Consider the following 20,964-nt stretch of genomic DNA (forward strand, 5'->3'; position numbering starts at 1 on the left):
GCGGTTACTGCCACTTGGCGTACAGCGTCATGCTCTTTTCCACCGTGTCGCTGTCGAAGCTCCAGAGCTTGGTGCAGGCCTGATCCGCGAACCAGCCGCCGAAGGCCGCACCCTCCTTCACAGGCAGCATGGGAGGCGTCAGCTTTTCGCCGCGGCGCACCTTGCGGCTGTCGATGGCGGTGCCGCCGAAGGTCTCAAACCTCACGGTCCGGCGGCGCAGCAGCAGGAACAGCACCAGCAGGAGCAGCAGCGCGCCCAGCGCGATCCACACCCACACCGGCACCTGACCGCCGCCGTTTTCGTCCACCGGCGCGACGGCCGTGCCGTCCGTCCATCTGGCGTACAGCGTCATGCTGGCCGTCACCGTGTCGCGGTCAAAGTCCCAGGGCCGGGTCATGTCGAAATCGGTATACCAGCCCTCCAGCACGAAGCCCTCCCTGGTGGGATCCTCGGGACGGGTCACGCGCTGGCCCCGCTTGACCACCTGCTCCGGCACGAAGGAGCCGCCGTTGCTCTCGAATTTCACGGTGCAGTCGTCCGTCACCACCACGGTGACGTCCCGGGCCTCGGCGGCATAGCTGTCCATACCGTCGGCGGTGGACACCAGATTCTCCGTGTTCCGGATGACGGAGGAGCCGGAGGTCCCGATGACCTTCAGCTGGAACGTGCCGATCATGGTGCTGGCGTCCCAGTCCTCGCCGCCGCCGAAGGACACGAAGTTCATATAGAACGCCCGCAGGCCGCCGCGCAGGGAGATGTCCGTAGTCTCGATGGCCGCCGCCGACATGGCGCTGCCCTGCACCAGCTCGAAGAACGCGGGATCGTAGCAGATCTCGTCCTGCATGGCGTACATGGTGTAGCCCTCGTCCTTGTCGGTGCGCTTCAGCGTCAGCAGCACCGTCACAATGTCGCCGGCGGCGGCATGCTTGGTGTCGCTGCCGTCGATGGACAGCTCGAAGAGATAGGACTTGCTGCTGTCCACCGCGTAGGCAGGGACGACGGCCGCCGCCAGCAGCGTCAGCGCCGCCAGCAGGGCGCAGAATACTTTCTTCATCTTATTTTCTCCTCCTGTTTTGTTCAGAAACCCGTTTCCATTTCCCATACGACGCGGGATATGAGCCACAGAAACATGCCTCCGAAAAACGGGCTGTCTCCCCTGCCCCCTTGGGGCAGGGGAGATCCTGTGCAGCGCACGGCCCGTGATGCGGTTTACTTATCAGAAGAGAACAGTGCCTCTTGCGATGGCGCCGGCATCCTGCACGTTCACGACCTTGTCGCCGTTGATATCCGCGCTGAGGAACATCTTCATCTCCACCACGTCGAAGCTGTCATACTTGGCGTTGTAGATATTGTATACCAGCTGGGCGTCGTTGATGTCGGCGGTACCGGTGTAGTTCACATCGTTGTTGGACTTGTAGCTCTTGGCCTCGCCGGTCACCAGTGTGATGTGGTTCTTCACATCGGCCTGCAGGGCGGCGGCAGTGCTGTCGGAGAACACCAGCCAGGAGTAGGCGTGGTCATAGCGGCCGGACATGTCGGTATACATGTTGGAACCGTCGTAGGCGGGGACCTTGCCCTCGCCCAGAGTCTCGCCGCTCTTCACGTTGGCCAGGATCAGGAACACGGACTTGCCGCCGTCCACCTTCACGTACTCATAGACGCTGAAGTCGAACTTATCCAGCGGGGAGATCTTGCTGACGGTGATGGAGATGTCATCACCGGTGATGTACTTGCCCGCAATGGTGTAGGTGCCGTTGCCGTTGTCGGTCACGGGCACGGTCTCACCGGACTCGGTGTACTTGGCGGAGACGGTGTACTCATAGTCGGCATCCTTCGTGAGGGTGAAGGTGAAGTCCTGACCGACGGGAGCGCTGCGGGAGACCTCGCCCACCAGATCGTCGGTGTTGCCGGTGAAGGTGATCTGAGAGGCCTCCTTGGTGCGGGTCACGGTGACCACCGTGTCGCCCAGGATCTTGTCGCCGGGGATGGTGTACTCCGTGCCGGCCTCGTTGACGGTGCAGGTGATCTCCTGGCCGCCGACGGCGACCTTCACGGTGTAGGCATAGCCGTCCTTCTTATCCAGGGTGAAGGTGTAATCGTTCTTGTAGTAATACACCCGATTCGGCAGGGTCACGTCATCGGCGCCGCTGCCGGTCTTGGTGATGTTGTAGCTGTGGTAGGAGACATACAGCTCGATGTCGCCGGTGATGTGCTGGGCGGGAATGATGAAGGTGTTCGCAACCGCGTCCCACGAAGCGTCGTAGTCTTTGCCGCCGACCTTATAGTGGACGTCCAGGCCCTTGACCACATAGCCCTCCTGCATGTTGATGATGAAGTCCTTGCCGGCCTCGGCGGTGGGCTCATACTTCAGCTCATGCTCCGCGCCGCTGACCTTGTAGGTGGGGGTGCCGATCTGGATAAACAGGTCGCCCTTGGCGGTGGCCAGAGGAGCGTCCTGCACGTTGGCGTTGTCCTGCAGGTCCACGCGGGCCTCGGTCAGCTGGAAGTTGGCGACACCCACGGCGTTGCAGTCAAAGACCGCCATGAAGAACGTACCGTTGCCGTTGCCGCAGGCCACATCGTCGCCGTAGCGGCTGATGGTCACGACGCCGTTGGCCTTGTCGTCATAGACCTCGCTGGCCTTCAGGCCAAACTGCTGCATCTCATAGAAGGACACGTACCTGGGATCGTACTTGATCTTGACGGTGGCGGCGTTCCAGGTGGTCACGGACGCCTCGCTGCTGGTGATGTAGACGGGCAGGGTCAGGGTCTGGCCCACCTCGCGCTGGGTATACCACGTGGACAGCTCGGCGGTGTAGCCGGTGGCAGTGGTCTTTTCCTTGACGGTCAGGGTCAGGGTGCTGTCGTGCTGGCCCTTGGTCAGCACTGCGTCCTGAGCGTAGTTCTTCCACGCATTCACGCCGGTGACTTTCAGCTCATACGTGCCGGCGGCGGTGTTGGCGGGGATCTCCACCGTGTAGGTGACGAACTTACTCACGCTTTTATCCTCGGCATCCGCGCTGGTCCAAGCCATCTGGCCATTGGCGAGGTTGTAGTCCGCGGCGGTCAGGGTTGCGTTGGGGTCGTCGTTCTCGATTTTGGTGATGGTCCAGCCCTTGGGCACCTCCAGCTTCACCTCATAGTTGGAGACGGTCACGGCGGACGCGGGGGCCACCGTCACCCGGACGGTCTGGGCGGAGGCGCTCTTCTCCAGCTCCGTGGCGCTCAGCGCGGAGTTGACCTTGACCTCGTCTGCGGCCAGTGCGTTGACGCACAGGGAGCAGAGCATGACCAGCGCCAGGAGCATGGACAGGGATCTCTTTGCGATGTGCTTCATGTTCTCTTTCCTTTCTGATTTTTGTTACCATTTAAGAGTCAGCTTTCCCAGGGAGGCTGCTCGAATTTGGACAATGTCACGGCTGCCGATGGCATCGCCGCCGGAAACGGCGCCGCACAGCTGGCGGTGATCCTGCAGCGTCAGCTTGCCAAGGAAGCCAGCCTGTGCCTGCACGATGTCGCTGCTGGTGATCTCACCGTCGCCGTTGACGTCTCCCTTCAGGCCCACCACCAGACTGTCGCCCTCGGCGATGTCGGCAGTGAAGCTGTGGGCGCCGTCCGCAGTGGACGCCGTCAGGCGCACCAGCGTGCCGTCGGCCTTCTTCACCATCACCGCGCAGGCGGCGTCGCCGTCAGATGCCACGGTGAAGATATTCTCACCCGCGGCCCAGCCGTTGGCCGGCGCGGTGACGCGGATCTCCGGCGCACCGGCGGACGTACCGGCCTTGAAGCTGGTAACGCCGTTCTCGGTGACGCCCTCCTCGGCGCCGTTGCCGATGCCGGGCTGCGCCGCCGAAGCCCCGTTGAGGGACACGGTACGCACCGACTTGGTATAGGGCTGGACGCTGGTGCCGTAGGTATACACGGCCTCCACGCCGCCGCTTCCGTCGTCGCGGTACTCCACCAGAGCGGTGATGTCGCGCTCCAGCCCGTTGGCCAGCACCGCCACGATCTTACCGCCGGTGACCTCCCACTGACCGTCCTCGGTCCTGGCGATCTCCGGCTTCTCCGCCACCTTCAGCTCCCGCACGGCACTGGTCAGTGCGATGAGGTTGCCGCTGTCGTTCTTGAAGTAAAGCGTACCGTACTCATCGGTGACGGGGCTGCCGATGCAGTACTGCGCCAGACTGCCCCGGGGCGTGAACACCACTGGCGCGCAGTCCGTATAGGTACCGGACACGCCCTTGTCGGAGGTGAACTCCTCGGTGACGCCGCCCTCCAGCGCCGTCTGGCCCGGGGCGTCGTGGATGACGCGCATGACGCCGGGGGTGTAGTTGTCCATGAAGTACACGTACACGCCATCGTCATAGCCGGTGGTCATGAGGCCGCTGGTCTGGGGATAGCCCTGTGTCTGGGCGGTGTAGGCTATCTTCCAGTCGGTCAGGTCGATAACGGCGATGTGGTGGCCGCCGTAGGGCGTGAACTGCCCCTCCGTACCGGCCACGCCCACGTAGGCGCGCCCGTTGCAGACCACGGGGGTGGAGGTGCTCATACCGCCCAGCGCCACCGTCTTGCTGGCGCTGCGGTCGATCTTGCCGTCCGCGCCCACGACCTCGCTGTACATCGCGCCGCCCTTGGTGGTGAAGAAGATGCGGCCGGTATCCTTGTCGTAGGCCACGTTGGACCGCAGGTCGCCGGTGTAGGTCGTCTTGGAATCCGTCAGCTCGCCGGTGCGCTTGTCGAAGATCAGCAGCTTGCCGGTGTTGTGAGAATAGCCGCTGTACCCGTCATCGGTGGTGACCATCACGTATTTGTCGTTGGCGTAGGCCCCCGCCCAGTAGAAGCCGCCGTCGTTGGTGCAGCTCCACAGGGGGATCTTGGGCTCCGTCTTGCGGTTGGGTTTCTCATCGTCCGCCGTCAGGCACACGAAGTTGGCCGCGCCGCTCTCGCCCCGCCAGAATCCCACGTACACGCAGCCGTCGGAGTAGGTGATGGGGGAGTTGGACTGGCCGCCCAGCGGGTCGGTGTAGACCCACAGGGACTCCAGCGTATCGGCGCGGAACGCCTGCACCCGCCCGTTCTTCAGGCCCACGAAGATCATGCCGTCGCCGTAGGTGGGCGGGATGATGGCGAAGTCGGAGGCGTCCTCCATGGGCTTGGAGATCAGCGTCTCGCCGGTGGCGGGGTCCAGCTTCAGGATGTTGGTGCCCGCGTAGGCGTACATATAGCCGTCCACGAAGATGGGGCAGCCCACGGCGCCGCTGTCAAAGCCGCTGCCGCTGGTGCTGTTCCACAGCAGCTCCACATCGTCCTCCTCCGCGTAGGGCCCGATGGGGGTCCTGACGGTGGTGATGGCCATATTCTCGTCGTTGCCGCGGAAGCTGGGCCACGAGGAGTCATATCTGGGAAGATCGCCGGTCGGCACCTCCTCCAGATACAGCTCCAGCACGCCGTCGCTCAGCAGGTCCTCCGTCAGCGCATCGCTGACGGACACGTAGCCCTTGGCCGCCGCCTCGAAGCGGTAGTCTCTGTCGCCCCGCAGTTCGTAGGCTCCGCCGGCGTTGGGAGTCATCAGGTCTGTACCCTGATACACGCGGATGTGGGCATCCGCCACATTGGTGACGATTCTGGCGGTGAATGTGGCTACCTGCTCCACCGTGAAGGTATAGGTGGTGCTGAGGGTGCTGTCCTCCGCGTCGGACACGGTGATGGTGAACTTGCCGTCCGTCAGCTTGTCCAGCGGGATCTTCCCGTCCTCCAGCGCGGGGCTGTACGTCACCGTTTCGCCCTCGTTCAGGGTGGTGGTGACGGTGGGCGTCAGGCCCGTCAGATAGTCCGGCGCCTTGATGCTGTATGCAAAGGTCAGGGGGTGGAATTTCTCCGCCATCTCCGTGCCGCTGTCGCTGAAGCTGACGCTGCCCAGAGAAGGCAGGACCTTCACGTGGAAGGTATACACCGTCTCCTTGCCGCTGCCGCCGGAGGGCGGTGTCACGGTGAGGGTCATGGTGTTGTCGCCCAGGTGCATGCTGTCGCCGTAGTAGACGTACTGGCCGGACTTATCCATCATGTCCGCACAGGCCGTGATGGTGCTGGTCCGCGTGGGGGTGGCAGCCACCATCGCTGCGCCGGTCTCGGCGGGCACCGCCCAGAAATAGTAGCCGTTCCAGCTGTTCGTGTCGAAGGCGCCGCGCTGTGCGGCGTTATAGTCGTATACGGTGTAGTCGCGGGTGGTGACATCCTGCTGGAAGTCCTCCGGCCCCACCAGCGTCAGGCCGTGCAGATAATCGTCCCGAGTCACGTCGCCCGTAGACTTCATCTTCACCCGCAGGGCGCTGAGGCCGTTGGGGCTGGCTGCCGCCGTCACCGTCACGGGATAGCTCTGCCGGTGGACGCCGTCCTGGGCCGTCACCGTGAACGTCACGGGGCCCTTGGAGAAGTCCAGCGTGCCGTCCGCCGGTTCCACCGCGGCCCGGGGGCTGATGCTGGTGACCACCGAGACATTCGTCAGATCGGTGCCGTAGGGCAGCACCCAGGTGTAGCCGCCGTCGGCGGCGATGGCGGGCATGCCGTTGACCGTCACGCCCTTGAGCTTGCAGGAGTAGTCCAGCAGCTCCTGATACTCCTTATAGACAGGCATCCGCCCCTGGCCGGTGATATACCTGAACTGCCACGCGGCGCCGTACAGCGCCACATGGGTGTAGCTGTTCAGCTTGTCCAGGAACTCCTGCTTCTGCATATCGGCCAGCTCCATGGCCACGGCGCTGTCGCCGATGTCCATGCTGCCCACTGCCGGCAGCAGGCCGATCTTCTGATAGTAGTTGCCGCTGAGGTATGCCTTGGCGGTGGCTTCATCCGCATTGCCCTGCACAAGGCCCACCAGATGGCCCGCCACGGGCTCCGCCTCCTCCGCGCCGTACTGCACGGAGCCGGCGTGGTAGCAGTTGTGAATGCCCACCTGCAGGGCGTAGTAGGTGCTGGTGCTGTACTTGCCCACCAGACCGCCCACCTGCGTTCTCTCCACCTTCACGGTGCCCAGATTGTAGCAGTCCTCGATGATGCCCTCGGCATCGCCGGCCAGACCGCCGGCCCACTCCCGGGCCTCCACGGTGCCGTAGTTGGCGCAGCCCACCATGACGCCCACGGGTTTCTCCTCGGTGCTGCCATAGCAGCTGATCTCGCCCACCACGCCGCCGGCCTGACCGCCGGCCACCACGCTTCCGTAGTTGGCGCAGCCGATCATCACCCGCGCGATGCACGCGATGCCGCCGGCGCCATAACCGCCGGGGCTGCTGAAGCCGCTGGAGTCGGGGTTGGCCTTGACGCTGCCGTAGTTGGTGCAGTTGATGAAGGTGTGGCCCTCCGCCGCCAGACCGCCCACGCGGGGATACGGGATCTCACCGGCGGAACCGGCGGCGTACACCGTGGCGTAGCTGGTGCAGTTGATGAGGGTGGACCCTGCGGCGCGGCTGACGAGGCCGCCCACATAGGTGCATGCGGTGACGGAGCAGCTCTTGTCCAGCGTCAGGTTCTTAATGACCGCGCTTTCGGACAGCAGGCCGAACAGACCGTAATACTTGCGGGTGGTATCCTCGAACACGAAGTTCTTGATACGGAAGCCGTTGCCGTCGTAGATACCGTCAAAGGTCCGGCCCGTGCCGCCGGAGCCGGTGGCGTTGCCGATGGGCACCCACGAGTTGTTCTTGAAGCCGGACAGGTCGATGTCGGCGGTCTGCCGGAAGTAGACGCCCTCCGTTTTCAGCGTGCCGTCGTTGACCTGCTTCGCCAGGGATTCCAGCGCCCGGGCGCTGGTGATCAGATAGGGGCTGACCTCGGTGCCGGAGCCCTGCAGGTCGTTGTAGCCCCATGCCTTCGTGGGCAGCAGGCTCAGCGCCATGACCAGCGCGATGGCCAGCGGCAGCAGCCGGTGCGTTCTCTTGGTGTTCAAGTTCTGTTTCCTCCTTGTGTGTTCTCTCTCAAACGCCGCGGCGCGGAGCCGCGCGTGCTGTACAGGTGTGCTGCGGGCCGTCTCGGCCCTGCCGGAAAGAGGTACGGGATGGAGAGGGCCGGCACCCTCTCCATCCTTATGGGAAGCAGGCGGCCTTTGCGGGCCGTCTCGGCTTGACAGGGGATGTGCGGTCTTTTCGCATAAAAAACGCCGGCGCTCCGTTCCGGAGCCACCAGCGGCTTATCGGGTAAAACAAAAACGCCGACCGCTCCCCTTCGGAAGCCATCGGCGCATAGTCCATCCTCTGATATGTCACAACGAAGAAGCGCCGCTGCAAGTAAGCTCTCAGCCGTGCAATTCTACTGTCCTCGCGCCACGGAAGCCCTTGTGTCCCAACGGTTTCCACGTACATGACCTACCTTCTCAGGAGCGATGCTCCCAATGGCGGTGTTACCCCGGCAGCGTATGCTGCTTCGGTCATCTCCTTGCGCTCACAGTGCCGTCCGCGGTGGGTTTCTGACCCAAAATTTCTTCTAAGCTGCTGTCTGACGATGTCTCGTCGTTACAACAAACAGCCGCGCGGCGTCCCCGAGCTTGATCTATCCAGTTTTTCATGAAGTCCGAACGCTGTTTTTTTCAGACCATCAAGGCTTGTGAAAACGTCCAAGACCTGACGGATGCCAGTATATCCCAGTTTATTCACATTGTCAATATCCGCCTGTCGGAGATCCGCGGAAAATCGCGGGATTTCGGGGCTTTGCGGGCGCGTCACCGTTCCCCGTTCTCCGCCACCCACGTCCGCACATAGTCCACGAACAGCCGCGTGGAGTTGGACAGCGCCTTCTTGTCCTTGATGCCGATACCGATGGTGCGATAGAAGTGCAGCGGCGCGCGGCAGATGCGGATAGGCGTGGGGCTGTGGCGCACCATCAGCTCCGGCAGGAGACTGATACCCAGCCCCTCGGACACCATGGCAAGGATCGTTCTGTCCTCCCGGGCGATGTACTTCACGTTGGGGCGGATGCCCATCTCATCAAACGCCGCCATGATCTCGTAGTCGTCGCCCTCCTCCAGCTGGATGAAGGGTTCCTCCGCCAGCGCGGACATGGGGAACGGGTCGCGGTCGGCATAGGGGTGGTCGCAGGGTACGATGACCTGCAATTCGTCGCGGTGCAGGGCGTAGGTCTGCAAGCGCTTCACCGGCGGCAGGCGCAGAAAACCGCAGTCCACCGCGCCGCTGACGATCCAGCCCTCGATCTGGTCGTAGAAGTCGCCGGTGACCACTTCAAACTCGATGTTGGGGTAAAGCTCGCCGAAGCTCTTGAGGATGCGGGGCAGCCATTGGGCGGACACGCTGGAGAACGTGGCGATCTTCACAAGGCCGCTGTCCATGTCCTTCAGCCCCTCCACCGTCTGCATGAGAGAATGGTGGGCGGCGCACAGCTTCTCAATTTTGGGCAGCACTGCCCGTCCGTCCGCCGTCAGCACCACGCCGCCGCGGTTGCGGCTGAGCAGCATGACGCCCAGCTCGTTTTCCAGCGAGTTGATGGCGTGGCTGATGCCGGACTGGGTAAAGCTCAGCGCCTCCGCCGCCTTGGAAAAGCTGCCGCAGGAAACGACCTTCAGAAATATCTGGTATTTGGAAATATTCATCGCGCACCTCGCTTCTGCGGTCTGCTATTCGCCGGTACCGACTGCCCGCCGCAGGCGGGCACGCGGTATCTGACGGACAATAGAGCAGCCGCCCTGCGGTCATTGTACTATACATCTTCTCATGTTTTCAAGAACAAACATGCGCTTCCCAAATCTTTTTCTCTGTGATATCATAGCGCCGTGGTCCAGCCAGGCCATACTTTTTACTTTTCTTTTCCATGAGGGAGACCTCAAAAGCAGCGCCGGCCGCGTGTGGGTAACGCGGCCGGCGCTGTTCGTATTCACTTGCTTACCGGTGCGTCCAGCCAGCAGAAGACGCAGCGCTCCTGTGTCTCACCCATATAGAAGAAGATGTGCTCGTCCATCTCGATATGCTCACCAAAGGTCAGATCGGGCGCGCAGAGCCGCCCGCAGACGGCCGACTCTGCGCAGAAAAATCGCCGCGCAGAAAAATAAGAGACACACTTTCGTGTGTCTCTTATTCTCTGGTGCGAGCGATGGGACTTGAACCCACACGACCTTACGGACACAAGCACCTCAAGCTTGCCTGTCTGCCGATTCCAGCACGCTCGCATGCGGAACACCTTGCTATTATAACAAAATGCCCCTGTTTGTCAAGGGGCAGACGGAAAAATCCCCGCCTTGCGCCCCGCAGCTTCCTATGTTACAATTGCTCCAGCACCTGTCCGATGGGTCCATCCACCGTAACGGCGGCCTGCGCGGGGCCTGCCCCACCCTTATTCACCACCGCCAGCTTATGCCCGCGGTAGTAGGTGATGAGTCCCGCCGCCGGATACACCACCAGCGACGTACCGCCGATGAGCAGCACGTCCGCCTGCCGGATGTAATGGAGGGCACGGGCCATCACGTCCTCGTCCAGCGGCTCCTCGTACAGTACCACATCGGGCTTGATGACGCCGCCGCAGCTGCACCGCGGCACGCCGGTGCTGCTGACGATACGCTCCACGCCGTAGGCTTTCCCGCAGCGGGTGCAGTGGTTGCGCAGCACACTGCCGTGGAGCTCCAGCACCTCGCGGCTCCCCGCCTTCTGGTGCAGGCCGTCGATGTTCTGGGTGATGACCGCCTTCAGCTTTCCCTCCCGCTCCCACTGGGCCAGCTTCCGGTGGGCCGCGTTGGGCTGGGCGTCCAGCGCCAGCATCTTGGCGCGGTAGAAGTCGAAGAACTCCCCGGTGTGCCGCTCAAAGAACGTATGACTCAGCATGGTCTCCGGCGGGTATCTGAACTTCTGGTGATACAGCCCGTCCACGCTGCGGAAGTCGGGGATACCCGATTCCGTGGACACACCGGCCCCGCCGAAAAACACAATGTTGTCGGAGCCATCCACCAATTCCTTCAATTTACGGATGTTCTCATCCATGGCATATCCTCCATTTCACTCACAAGGAGCCGTCTATGAATATTCAGATCTTCGGAAAGTCCAAATCCTTCGACACCAAAAAAGCGGAGCGCTGGTTCAAGGAGCGCCGCATCAAGTACCAGTACATCGACCTTGCCAGCAAGGGTGTGTCCGCCGGAGAGTACCGCTCCATCAAGACCGCCGTGGGCAGCTTCGATGCGCTGGTGGACAAGACCTGCCGCGCCTATGAGGACCAGTACATGGCCTATATCACGCCCGATGCGGCGGAGGAAAAGCTGCTGGCTTACCCTGAGCTGTTCGCCGCCCCCATCGTCCGCAACGGCCGCCAGGCCACGGTGGGCTATCACCCCGAGATCTGGCAGACCTGGGAATAACGTCCCGTCCCGCGCCCGCCGGCGCGGGATTTTTCAATCCGTATAGCTGTGCTCCACCGTCACCACGGCGAAATACGTGCTGTCCAGCTCCCGCACCAGCTTCCGGATCTCCTCCGCCGCCTGCTCCGGCGTCCTGCCGGAGGAGAACGGCAATACCGCGTCAAAGATCAGGTTGGTATGGGTAGTACCCCGCACCACCCGAAAATCGTGGATGGTCATACGGGGGTCCACCTGCTTCACCACTTCGGCGATCTGCCGGCGCAGCGCACCCACGGATGCGTCGTCGGTGACGATGGGGTCCATGTGGATCACTGCCTGACAGTGCAGCCGCTCCGCCAGTTCCTTCTCGATGTTGTCGATGACGTCGTGCATCTCCATAATGTCCCCGTGAGCCGGCACCTCCGCGTGGAGGGAGATCATACACCGCCCCGGGCCGTAGTCGTGGACCACCAGATCGTGGATACCCTGTACGGTGCTGTGGGCCATGACGATATCCCGTATCTCCTGCACCAGCTCCGGGTCGGGTGCCTGCCCCAGCAGGGGCGACAGCGTCTCCTTCGCCGCCTTGCAGGCGGAGCCCAGGATGAACAGCGCCACCACAAGGCCCACATAGCCGTCCACCGCCAGTCCCGTCCACCTGCCGATGAGCATGGCCAGCAGCACCGCCGCCGTAGCCGCGGTATCGGACAGGCTGTCCATGGCCGTGGCCTCCATGGCCGCGGACTTGATCTTCTTCCCGATGCGCCGGTTGTAGAGCCACATATACAGCTTCACGCACACCGACGCCGCCAGGATACCCAGCGCCAGCAGCGAGAACGTCACCTCCTCCGGATGGAGGACCTTATCGATGGAGGACTTGGCCAGCTCCACGCCCATCAGCAGGATCAGGCCCGCCACCGCAAGACCCGAGATGTACTCGATGCGCCCGTGGCCGAAGGGGTGGTCCGTGTCCGGCTTCCGTCCCGCCAGCCGGAAACCCAGCAGCGTCACTGCCGAGGAGCCCGCGTCCGACAGGTTATTGAAGGCGTCCGCCGTCACGGCGATGGAGCCGGACAGCTGTCCCGCGAAGAACTTCCCCGCAAACAGCAGGATATTCAGGGCGATGCCCACGATGCCGCACAGCGTGCCGTAGGCCCGCCGCACCGACGGCGATGTTACATTGTCCCGATTCGGTATGCACCAGCGGGCCAGCAGTTCGATCATATTCTCTCTCCTTTCGCGGCAAACACCCGCCGCTTCGTCAGCAGATAGCACAGGGGAATGGCGTACAGCAGCACCTCATAGGGGATGGCGGAGGCATCCGCCCCCAGCATCACCAGCGGAATGGATACCGAGATGTTCCACGGGATCAGCGGCGCCATCACGATGCCGGAGTTTTCGATGTCCAGCGCCAGCTCCTCGCCGCCCTGCCCCCGGGCGCGGTACGTCTCCTCCAGCAGCTGGTCGGCCACCACAGGGCCAGCAGACTGGTTGCAGAAGATCATGCCCGCCAGGGCGCACACCGCCGCGCAGGCGGGAAACCGTCCCGCCCTGCGAGCCAGCGCCGCTGCGTGGCGCCGCACGCCGTCCAGTACGCCTGCGCTGTCCAGCAGCCCCGCGTACATGCCGGCGCTGATGGCCATCAGCGTGGCCGTCAGCATGGACACCACGCCTCCGCCTGCCAGTACCTGCTGCAAAGCCCCGCCCGCCGGACGGTAGCCCAGCACCGTGTCCCGCAGCACGTCCCACAGCTGCCCTCCCTGACCCCACAGGGTCACGGCCAGCGCCGCCAGCACACTGACGGCCATAGACCTCCGGATGGACACCCTGCAAAGCGGCAGCACGATGATGGCCGCCGCCGGCAGCGCCGTCCACCAGCCCAGCCGGTATGTCTCCGCCAGTGTCGTCAGCACCTGCCCGTCCACCGCCGCCAGCGGGTGGGTCACGGACAGCGCCGCGTACACCGCCAGACTCACCACATACGGCAGCCAGCCGGTGCGGTGCATCCGCCGCAGGTTCCGCTCCAGCACCGTGCCCGTGGCCGCCGCCACCAGCGCCGCGCTGGAGGACGCCGGAGAGCACCGGTCGCCGAAATAGGCCCCTGCGATGATGGTACCCGCCGTCACGGCGGCGTCCACGCCGCCGGAGCGTGCCAGCGCCATCAGAATGACCCCCACGGTGCCCACCACGCCGAAGGACGTGCCCAGAGCGTAGGAGATGAAGCTGGTCAGCAGAAACGCCACCAGCAGGAACATCTGGGGCGTGATGATCTGCAGGCCGTGATAGATGAAAAATCCGATGGTGCCCGCGCTGCGCCACAGGGCCGTGATGGCCCCGATCAGCAGGTAGATGTCGATGACGGAGCACATTTTCCGTCCCTGCCGCCATGCGCCCGCGGCCATGACCCGCACCGGCACATGCCGCGCAAGACCCAGCACGGCGAACACCGCGATGCCCGCCCAGATGGCCCACATCAGCTGCCACCCCTCCGCCAGACAGACGCCCACCGCCCCTAAAAACAGGGCGAAGCATACGATGCTGCCCACCGCGTTACTGCTCCGTGCTGCGGATGGTCAGCTTCATCTGGCAGCACAGGTCGTCCAGATCGCGGTCCGTGGCGGCATTGAGCCGCAGCCTCCCGCCGCACCGGGCGCAGATGAGGTCCACCGCGCCCCGCCGCACGGCAATGTTGTATTTGTGGCTGCCGCAGGTGCAGGAGATGCCGTCCCGGGCGGCGATGTCCTTCAGCTCCGACAGCACCTCGTACATGATGACGTTGTCGGTGAAGGCCTCCTCACCGCCGGCCTTCTCCTTCTCCACCCGCAGGGCCAGCTCCTCCATGGCGCGGCGCACCTGCTGCTCCCTGCCGATGTAGCAGCATATCTCCTGCTTTTCGGGGCAGGCCAGGCCGATGCCCCGCCCGTGCAGCACTGCGTCGGCGCTGCACTCCGCCTGATGGTGTCCGCCGCACACGCCGCAGGGCACCCAGAGCCGGAACTTCACACCGTCCGTCTCCGCCTCCAGCGCCTCCTGCCCGCACTCGCACTCCATGCGGGCCGCAGCGGCGGACAGGGCGAACACACTGCGCTGGTGCAGCACCGCCTTGCCGCAGTGGGGGCAGATATAGCCAAAGCTGCGCATCTCCTCCATTGAAACACACGCTCCTTTTCTTTCGTGAAACTCAGTGGGCCTATTATACACACATTTTATGCGCTTTTCCAGTATTGCGCCAAAAAGAGTTTTCGGGTATAATACCGACACATTTTCCCGGAGGTGGTCTGTTTGCCCCGCAAATCCTTCCCCGCCGCGCTGAAAGCGGCCTTCCCCCACACCGTACCCATCCTCACCGGCTATCTGGCGGTGGGTCTGGCCTACGGCCTGCTGATGGCCTCCAAGGGCTACAATTTCCTGTGGTCCGGCTTTGTCAGCGCCTTCGCCTTCTGCGGCAGCATGCAGTACGTGGCCATCACGCTGCTGACCACCGCCTTCGACCCCCTCAGCGCCTTTTTCCTGAGTCTGATGGTGAACGCCCGTCACCTGTTCTTCGCGCTGGCCCTGCTGCCCAAATACCGGGGGCTGGGCAAACTGCGGTACTTCCTGATCTATACCCTCAGCGACGAGAACTTCTCCCTCAGCTCTACCGTGGAGCCGCCGGAGGACATGGAGCCCACCCTGTTCTACTTCGCCATGAGCCTGCTGACGTGGCTCTATTGGATCGTATTCTCCATGCTGGGCGGACTCATCGGCGAGCTCATCACCTTTGACCTCACCGGCATTGACTTCGCCCTGACGGCACTGTTCGTGGTGCTGTTCATCGAGCAGGCGGTCCATCGGGAGAACCGCCCCGCCGGCTTCATGGGTCTTGCCTGCTCCGTGGCCGGTCTGGCCGTCTTCGGCGCGGACAGCATGGTCATTCCCGCCATGGTCCTGACGCTGATCGCACTTCTGCTGGGGAGGAAAAAGCTATGCGCCTGAATTTCATCCAGTCTCTCATCATCGTAGCCATGGTGGCGCTGGCCACCCAGATCACCCGCTGGACACCGTTTCTGGTGTTCTCCGGCAGCCGGAAGCTCCCCAGAGTGGTGGAGGATCTGGGCCGCCTGCTGCCGCCGGCCATGATGGGCCTGCTGGTGGTATACAGTCTGCGGAATACCGACATCCTCTCCGGCAGTCACGGTCTGCCGGAGGCCATCGCCGTGACCGTCACCGCCGGTCTCCACCTGTGGAGGCGCAGCACCCTGCTGTCCATTTTAGCGGGCACCGCCGTATACATGCTGCTGGTGCAGCTGGTGTTCGTGTAAGCCGTACCGTACAGCGAAAAGGACGTCCCTCGGGGCGTCCTTTTTCATATTTTTCCGCATCCCCGCGCAGACTAAGGGCAAATCATGTGCGAGGTGGAACACTATGGACATCAAACGACTGAGCCGCCAGACCTGCCGGCTCACGGACCCTCCGGGCGTGGTGAGCTGGGCCAGTGTAGCCGGACGGCTGGAGCGTCAGGGCCCTCTGGGCGGCTCCATTGACATCACGGATGACGACTCCTTCTTCGGCAAAAAGACATGGGAGCAGGGGGAGGCGGAGATGCAGGCCCTGGCCCTGCGCCGCGCCCTGCGAAAGGGCGGTCTGACGCCGCAGGACGTGGACTGCGTCTTTGCCGGCGATCTCCTGAACCAGAACATCGGCGCCACCTTCTCCCTGCGGGACTTCGACATCCCCTTCTACGGGGTGTACGGCGCCTGCTCCACCATGGGTGAGAGCCTGTCGCTGGCAGCCATGGCGGTGGCCGGCGGCTTCGCCCGCATCGCCGCGGCCCAGACCTCCTCCCACTTCTGCACCGCTGAGCGGCAGTACCGCGCCCCCGTGCCCTACGGCAGCCAGCGTGCCCCCACCGCCCAGTGGACGGCCACCGCTGCGGGCTGCTGCGTGGTGGGCGCCCAATCCGCGGGACCCTATATCACCCACACCACCCGCGGCCGCATCGTGGATCTGGGCGTCACGGATGCGGCCAACATGGGCGCGGCCATGGCCCCCGCCGCCCACGATACTTTGACCGCCCTGTTCCGCGACACCGCCACAACGCCTCGGGACTACGATCTCATCGTCACCGGCGATCTGGGCTATCTGGGCCACGCCCTGCTGACGGAGCTGTTCCGCCGCGACGGCGTAGAGCTGGGGGACAACTGCACCGACTGCGGCCTCCTGCTGTACGACCGCGTGAAGCAGGACATGCACGCCGGCGGCTCCGGCTGCGGCTGCTCCGCCGCCGTCCTCAACGGCTATCTGCTCCACGGCCTGCGCACCGGCCGGTGGCAGCGTCTTGTCTTTGCGCCCACCGGCGCGCTGCTCAGCCCCACCAGCTCCTTTCAGGGTGAGAGCGTGCCCGGCATCTGCCACGCGGTGGTACTTTCCCACACAAAGGAGGCGGTATAAATGGAATACCTGAACGCATTCCTCTGCGGCGGCCTGCTGTGCGCCGTGGGGCAGATCATCCTCGACCGCACGAACCTCACCCCCGCCCGTATCCTGACGGGCTATGTGGTGGCCGGCGTGTTTTTACAGGCCATGGGCGTGTACCAGTACGTGGTGGACTGGGGCGGCGCGGGGGCCACCGTGCCCCTCACCGGCTTCGGCTATTCGCTGGCCAAAGGCGTCGCCAGGGCCGTGGCGGAAAAGGGCTTGCTGGGCGTCATCACCGGCGGACTCACCGCTACCTCCGGCGGCATCGCCGCAGCCGTGGTGTTCGGCCTCCTGATGGCAATTTTGTGCCGGCCCAAAGAAAAGCGTTGACAAATACCCCCGAGGGGTATATAATGCAGCCGTTAAAAAATACCCCCGGGAGGTATCCGATATGAACGAATGCTGCTGCCATAAAACGAAACACCGCTCTCCTCAGGAGCAGAAGCAGCTGACCAACCGTCTCAGCCGCATTGAAGGACAGGTCCGCGGTCTGCGGGACATGCTGCAAGCCGATGCCTACTGTCCCGACATTCTGGTGCAGGTGTCCGCCGTCAGCGCCGCGCTGAACAGCTTCAGCAAGGAGCTGCTGGCCACCCACATCCGTACCTGCGTGGCCGACGGGATACGGCAGGGCGATGACGAAGTCATCGACGAGCTGGTGACCACGCTGCAGAAGATGATGAAATGAAGGAGGAGAGCGTAATGACCGAAAAATTTGTGGTGACCGGCATGACCTGCGCCGCCTGCGCCGCCCACGTGGAAAAGGCGGCGAACTCGCTGGACGGTGTGGACAGCGCCGCCGTGAACCTGATGCTGGGCACACTGGTGTGCTCCTACGATGCGGACAAGGTCACGCCGCAGGCCATCATTTCCGCAGTGGAGGCGTCGGGCTACGGCGCGGCTCCGGCGGACGAGGCCAAACGCGACATCCGCAGAGAGCAGGAGGCGTCCGCCAGAGCCATGGGCCGCCGGCTTCTGTGGTCCGTGGTGTGTCTGGTGCCCCTGTTCTATCTCAGCATGGGTCACATGATGGGCCTGCCGGTGCCCGCCTTCATGCACCGCCAGCCCCTGGCGGCGGCGCTGGTGCAGCTGGTCCTGTGCGTGCCCATCCTCATCCTCAACCGCGCCTACTTCACCGTGGGCTTCTCCCGCCTGTTCAAGGGCGCGCCCAACATGGACTCGCTGGTGGCGCTGGGTGCGGCCGCGGGCCTTGTGTACAGTCTCATTGAAATGGGCCTGCTGGCTGCGGGACAGGTCACCGGCATGCCGGATCTGTACTTCGAGTCCGCCGGCATGATCCTGACGCTCGTCACCGTGGGTAAGTATCTGGAGGAGCGCTCCAAGGGCAAGACCACCGGAGCCATCACGGCGCTGCTGGCGCTGGCGCCGGACGTGGCGGTGGTGCGCCGCAGCGGCACGGAGGTCACCGTGGCCACCGACCAGATCAAGGCCGGTGAGACGGTGATCGTCCGGCAGGGCGGCCGCATCCCCGTGGACGGCACCGTGGTCAAGGGCAGCGGCTCCGTGGACGAGTCTGCCCTCACCGGTGAGAGCATGCCGGTAGAAAAGACCGCCGGCAGCAAGGCCGTGTCCGCCACCGTCCTCACCAGCGGCTATCTGGAGATGACCGCCGATCGCGTGGGCGCGGACACCACCCTGTCCCAGATCATTCAGCTCATGGAGCAGGCCGCCTCCACCAAGGCGCCCATCAGCCGTCTGGCCGACAAGATCAGCGCCGTGTTTGTACCGGCGGTGATCTCCATCGCCGTCGCCGCCGCCCTGCTGTGGGCCGCTGCGGGCGGCATGGGCGTCCGCTTCTGCCTGTCCATCGGCATCGCCGTGCTGGTGATCTCCTGCCCCTGCGCTCTGGGTCTGGCCACCCCGGTGGCCATCACCGTGGCCACCGGCAAGGCCGCCGAAAAGGGCATCCTCATCAAATCCGCCGCCAGTCTGGAGCTGATGGGCCGCGTCAACACCGTGGTGCTGGACAAGACCGGCACCGTCACCGAGGGCAAGCCCCGTGTCACCGACGTGCTGTGCGCCGCCAATGTCACCGAGGAGGAGCTGCTGTGCGCCGCCGCCAGTCTGGAAAAGCCCTCCGGCCACCCGCTGGCTGACGCCATCGTGCAGGAGGCGGAGCGCCGGAGCATCCCTCTGTGCGCCGTGTCCGATTTCGCCGCCGTGGCCGGCGGCGGCGTACAGGCCGTGCAGGACGGTAAGACCCTTTACGCCGGCAACGACCGCTACATGGAATCTATCGGCGCCGACACCGCCGCCCTCCGCGCCGCGGCGGAGATGCTGGCCGCCGCGGGCAAAACGCCCCTGTACTTCGCCGAGGACCGGCAGCTGCTGGGCGTCATCGCCGTGGCCGACGTGGTGAAGCCCGACAGCGCCGCCGCCATCGCCGCCCTGCGCCGCAGCGGCTGTGAGGTAGTGCTCCTCACCGGCGACAACCAGCGCACCGCCGAGGCCATTGCCCATCAGGTGGGCGTGGACCGCGTCATCGCTCAGGTCCTGCCCCAGGACAAGGCCCGCTGTATCGAGGATCTCCAGAAGGCGGGCCGGCTGGTGGCCATGGTGGGCGACGGCGTCAACGACGCTCCCGCGCTGGTAACGGCAGACGTGGGCCTTGCCATCGGTGCCGGCACTGACGTGGCCATCGAGTCGGCGGACGTGGTGCTGATGCGCAGCAGCCTGATGGACATCGTGGACGCGGCGGCCCTGTCCCGCGCCACCCTGCGGAACATCCGGCAGAACCTGTTCTGGGCGTTCTTCTACAACTCCATCGGCATCCCCGTGGCCGCCGGTGTGCTGTACCCCGCCCTTGGCATCACCCTGAACCCCATGATCGCCGCTGCGGCCATGAGCCTCAGCTCCGTGTGCGTGGTGTCCAACGCCCTGCGTCTCCGGGGCTGGAAAGGCTCCGCCCCCGTCAGGCGCGGCGAGACCCCTGCCAATACCCAAAGTGAACCCGCCGCTCCTGCGGCACAACATAACGAGGAGGAACCAACGATGAAAAAGACTCTCAGCATTGAAGGCATGATGTGCGCCCACTGCGCGGCCCACGTGGAAAAGGCCCTGAACGCCCTGCCCGGCGTCACCGCCGCCGTGGACCTGGCCGGCAGCAGCGCCGTTGTCACCGGTGATGTCAGCGACGAGGCCCTGAAGAAGGCCGTGGCCGTCGCCGGCTACACGGTGACGGACATCCATTGACCCTATGCGGAAACAGGGACGGCACACCCCCTCCGGTGCGCCGTCCCTGTTTTGTTGTCTGCCGTTCTCATGCCTGCCGCTTCTTCAGCTTCAGCTGAAGGCGGTCGGCGATCATGGCGATGAACTCGCTGTTGGTGGGCTTTCCCTTGGCGGAGTTCACCGTGTACCCGAAGTACTTCTGCAGCGTCTCCAGATCGCCCCGGTCCCAAGCCACCTCGATGGCGTGGCGGATGGCCCGCTCCACGCGGCTGGGCGTGGTACTGAACCGCTTGGCCACCTCGGGGTACAGCACCTTGGTGACGGCGTTGATGACCTCCATGTCCCCCACGGTGATGATGATCGCCTCCCGCAGGTACTGGTAGCCCTTGATATGGGCGGGCACGCCGATCTCGTGGATAATGGCCGTGACCATGGCCTCCAGCTGGGGTGACGGCTCCCGCTCCTGCGGCGGCTTCACGGCCCGCCGCATGTGTTCCATCAGTGAGCTCTCGCTCACCGGCTTGGGCAGGAAGATGTAGGCGCCCAGGCTCACCGCCTCCGCCACCATCCGGTCGTTGTAGAAGGCGGACGTCACAATGGTCCGCGGCTGCTCCTCCCTCTCTCGGAGCTGCCGCAGGACACCCATGCCGTCCAGCACCGGCAGCATGGCGTCCAGCAGAAGGAGCTGCGGATGCGTCTCCTCCACCAGAGCCAGTACCTGGCCGCCGTCGCCGGTCTCCCCTACGACCTGAAATTCTCCCGTGCTCTCAAGGGTCTCCCGCAGCAATAGCCGCAGGTCCCCGCTGGCATCCGCCAGCAATACGCTTATTTTTGCCTCCATTTTCTTCCCCCTGCTCCTTTCCTCGCTTTCGCGTACAGGCCCCCGTTTCACGTTAATACAACATTTATCGGTGACCCGCTATAAAAATTAGCACAAAAAGACATCGTATGCAAGGTTTTTCTGTCGATAAGCCCAATCTTTTACACGA

General features: G+C 64.0%; 16 protein-coding genes and 1 tRNA gene. 7 read left to right on the forward strand and 10 right to left on the reverse strand.

Features of this window, described 5'->3' with window-relative positions; all coding sequences use genetic code 11:
* Positions 1–4: 4 nt before the first annotated feature.
* The 6 genes from ACZM22_RS03555 to ACZM22_RS03580 form a co-directional block, all read right to left on the reverse strand.
* Positions 5–1,054 carry an InlB B-repeat-containing protein gene (locus ACZM22_RS03555; RefSeq protein WP_484424079.1) on the reverse strand — a complete coding sequence of 350 codons (1,050 nt, stop codon included), beginning with the start codon at positions 1,052–1,054 and terminating at the stop codon, positions 5–7.
* A 162-nt stretch (positions 1,055–1,216) separates the two neighbouring features.
* A complete protein-coding gene (locus ACZM22_RS03560; RefSeq protein WP_484424078.1) occupies positions 1,217–3,337 on the reverse strand; it encodes a hypothetical protein in 2,121 nt (706 codons plus the stop codon).
* A gap of 24 nt (positions 3,338–3,361) precedes the next feature.
* The gene (locus tag ACZM22_RS03565; protein ID WP_489543143.1) at positions 3,362–7,942 is read right to left on the reverse strand and encodes an outer membrane protein assembly factor BamB family protein; all 4,581 of its coding nucleotides are present in this window, start codon (positions 7,940–7,942) and stop codon (positions 3,362–3,364) included.
* Positions 7,943–8,710: 768 nt separating this feature from the next.
* Positions 8,711–9,595, reverse strand: a complete 885-nt coding sequence (locus tag ACZM22_RS03570) for a LysR family transcriptional regulator (RefSeq protein ID WP_489543144.1) — start codon at positions 9,593–9,595, stop codon at positions 8,711–8,713.
* 486 nt (positions 9,596–10,081) lie between these two features.
* Positions 10,082–10,168, reverse strand: a tRNA-Leu gene (locus tag ACZM22_RS03575).
* A gap of 91 nt (positions 10,169–10,259) precedes the next feature.
* A complete protein-coding gene (locus tag ACZM22_RS03580; protein ID WP_483268478.1) occupies positions 10,260–10,973 on the reverse strand; it encodes an NAD-dependent protein deacylase in 714 nt (237 codons plus the stop codon).
* 35 nt (positions 10,974–11,008) lie between these two features.
* Here ACZM22_RS03580 and ACZM22_RS03585 point away from each other — a divergent pair, with 35 nt between their 5' ends.
* The gene (locus ACZM22_RS03585) at positions 11,009–11,347 is read left to right on the forward strand and encodes an arsenate reductase family protein (RefSeq protein WP_483268477.1); all 339 of its coding nucleotides are present in this window, start codon (positions 11,009–11,011) and stop codon (positions 11,345–11,347) included.
* Positions 11,348–11,380: 33 nt separating this feature from the next.
* On the opposite strand, the gene ACZM22_RS03590 is transcribed toward ACZM22_RS03585, so the two are convergent.
* From ACZM22_RS03590 to ACZM22_RS03600, 3 genes are read right to left on the reverse strand one after another with little or no spacing between them, the layout of a single operon-like run.
* Positions 11,381–12,550: a cation diffusion facilitator family transporter gene (locus tag ACZM22_RS03590; protein WP_489543145.1), complete on the reverse strand. Its 1,170-nt coding sequence runs from the start codon at positions 12,548–12,550 to the stop codon at positions 11,381–11,383.
* Positions 12,547–13,872 carry a Na+/H+ antiporter NhaC family protein gene (locus tag ACZM22_RS03595; RefSeq protein WP_489543146.1) on the reverse strand — a complete coding sequence of 442 codons (1,326 nt, stop codon included), beginning with the start codon at positions 13,870–13,872 and terminating at the stop codon, positions 12,547–12,549. Before ACZM22_RS03595 ends, ACZM22_RS03590 begins: the two co-directional genes overlap by 4 nt.
* 4 nt (positions 13,873–13,876) lie before the next feature.
* Positions 13,877–14,476 carry a hypothetical protein gene (locus ACZM22_RS03600; protein ID WP_489543147.1) on the reverse strand — a complete coding sequence of 200 codons (600 nt, stop codon included), beginning with the start codon at positions 14,474–14,476 and terminating at the stop codon, positions 13,877–13,879.
* A gap of 132 nt (positions 14,477–14,608) precedes the next feature.
* On the opposite strand from ACZM22_RS03600, the gene ACZM22_RS03605 reads away from it, so the two are divergent.
* From ACZM22_RS03605 to ACZM22_RS03630, 6 genes are all read left to right on the forward strand, one after another.
* A complete protein-coding gene (locus tag ACZM22_RS03605; protein WP_489543148.1) occupies positions 14,609–15,301 on the forward strand; it encodes an AzlC family ABC transporter permease in 693 nt (230 codons plus the stop codon).
* Positions 15,292–15,627, forward strand: coding sequence for a branched-chain amino acid transporter permease (locus ACZM22_RS03610; RefSeq protein WP_484437594.1), 336 nt, complete (start codon positions 15,292–15,294; stop codon positions 15,625–15,627). Before ACZM22_RS03605 ends, ACZM22_RS03610 begins: the two co-directional genes overlap by 10 nt.
* 103 nt (positions 15,628–15,730) lie before the next feature.
* Positions 15,731–16,756, forward strand: a complete 1,026-nt coding sequence (locus ACZM22_RS03615; RefSeq protein WP_489543149.1) for a stage V sporulation protein AD — start codon at positions 15,731–15,733, stop codon at positions 16,754–16,756.
* Complete coding sequence (spoVAE, locus tag ACZM22_RS03620; RefSeq protein ID WP_489543150.1) at positions 16,757–17,113, forward strand: stage V sporulation protein AE; 357 nt, start codon at positions 16,757–16,759, stop codon at positions 17,111–17,113.
* 61 nt (positions 17,114–17,174) lie between these two features.
* Positions 17,175–17,471 carry a metal-sensing transcriptional repressor gene (locus ACZM22_RS03625; protein WP_483268469.1) on the forward strand — a complete coding sequence of 99 codons (297 nt, stop codon included), beginning with the start codon at positions 17,175–17,177 and terminating at the stop codon, positions 17,469–17,471.
* A gap of 14 nt (positions 17,472–17,485) precedes the next feature.
* Positions 17,486–19,996: a heavy metal translocating P-type ATPase gene (locus tag ACZM22_RS03630; RefSeq protein ID WP_489543151.1), complete on the forward strand. Its 2,511-nt coding sequence runs from the start codon at positions 17,486–17,488 to the stop codon at positions 19,994–19,996.
* A gap of 67 nt (positions 19,997–20,063) precedes the next feature.
* Here the strand turns inward: ACZM22_RS03630 and spo0A are convergent, their stop codons facing one another.
* Positions 20,064–20,816: a sporulation transcription factor Spo0A gene (gene spo0A / locus ACZM22_RS03635; RefSeq protein ID WP_483268467.1), complete on the reverse strand. Its 753-nt coding sequence runs from the start codon at positions 20,814–20,816 to the stop codon at positions 20,064–20,066.
* Positions 20,817–20,964 lie beyond the last annotated feature (148 nt).

Source organism: Vescimonas sp. (genome assembly GCF_057856985.1).

Coding starts and splice junctions, on each gene's coding strand:
- ACZM22_RS03555 (WP_484424079.1), bottom strand. CDS start 1,054: ATGAAGAAAGTATTCTGCGCCCTGCTGGCGGCGCTGACGCTGCTGGCG.
- ACZM22_RS03560 (WP_484424078.1), bottom strand. CDS start 3,337: ATGAAGCACATCGCAAAGAGATCCCTGTCCATGCTCCTGGCGCTGGTC.
- ACZM22_RS03570 (WP_489543144.1), bottom strand. CDS start 9,595: ATGAATATTTCCAAATACCAGATATTTCTGAAGGTCGTTTCCTGCGGC.
- ACZM22_RS03580 (WP_483268478.1), bottom strand. CDS start 10,973: ATGGATGAGAACATCCGTAAATTGAAGGAATTGGTGGATGGCTCCGAC.
- ACZM22_RS03585 (WP_483268477.1), top strand. CDS start 11,009: ATGAATATTCAGATCTTCGGAAAGTCCAAATCCTTCGACACCAAAAAA.
- ACZM22_RS03590 (WP_489543145.1), bottom strand. CDS start 12,550: ATGATCGAACTGCTGGCCCGCTGGTGCATACCGAATCGGGACAATGTA.
- ACZM22_RS03600 (WP_489543147.1), bottom strand. CDS start 14,476: ATGGAGGAGATGCGCAGCTTTGGCTATATCTGCCCCCACTGCGGCAAG.
- ACZM22_RS03610 (WP_484437594.1), top strand. CDS start 15,292: ATGCGCCTGAATTTCATCCAGTCTCTCATCATCGTAGCCATGGTGGCG.
- ACZM22_RS03615 (WP_489543149.1), top strand. CDS start 15,731: ATGGACATCAAACGACTGAGCCGCCAGACCTGCCGGCTCACGGACCCT.
- spoVAE (WP_489543150.1), top strand. CDS start 16,757: ATGGAATACCTGAACGCATTCCTCTGCGGCGGCCTGCTGTGCGCCGTG.
- ACZM22_RS03625 (WP_483268469.1), top strand. CDS start 17,175: ATGAACGAATGCTGCTGCCATAAAACGAAACACCGCTCTCCTCAGGAG.
- ACZM22_RS03630 (WP_489543151.1), top strand. CDS start 17,486: ATGACCGAAAAATTTGTGGTGACCGGCATGACCTGCGCCGCCTGCGCC.
- spo0A (WP_483268467.1), bottom strand. CDS start 20,816: ATGGAGGCAAAAATAAGCGTATTGCTGGCGGATGCCAGCGGGGACCTG.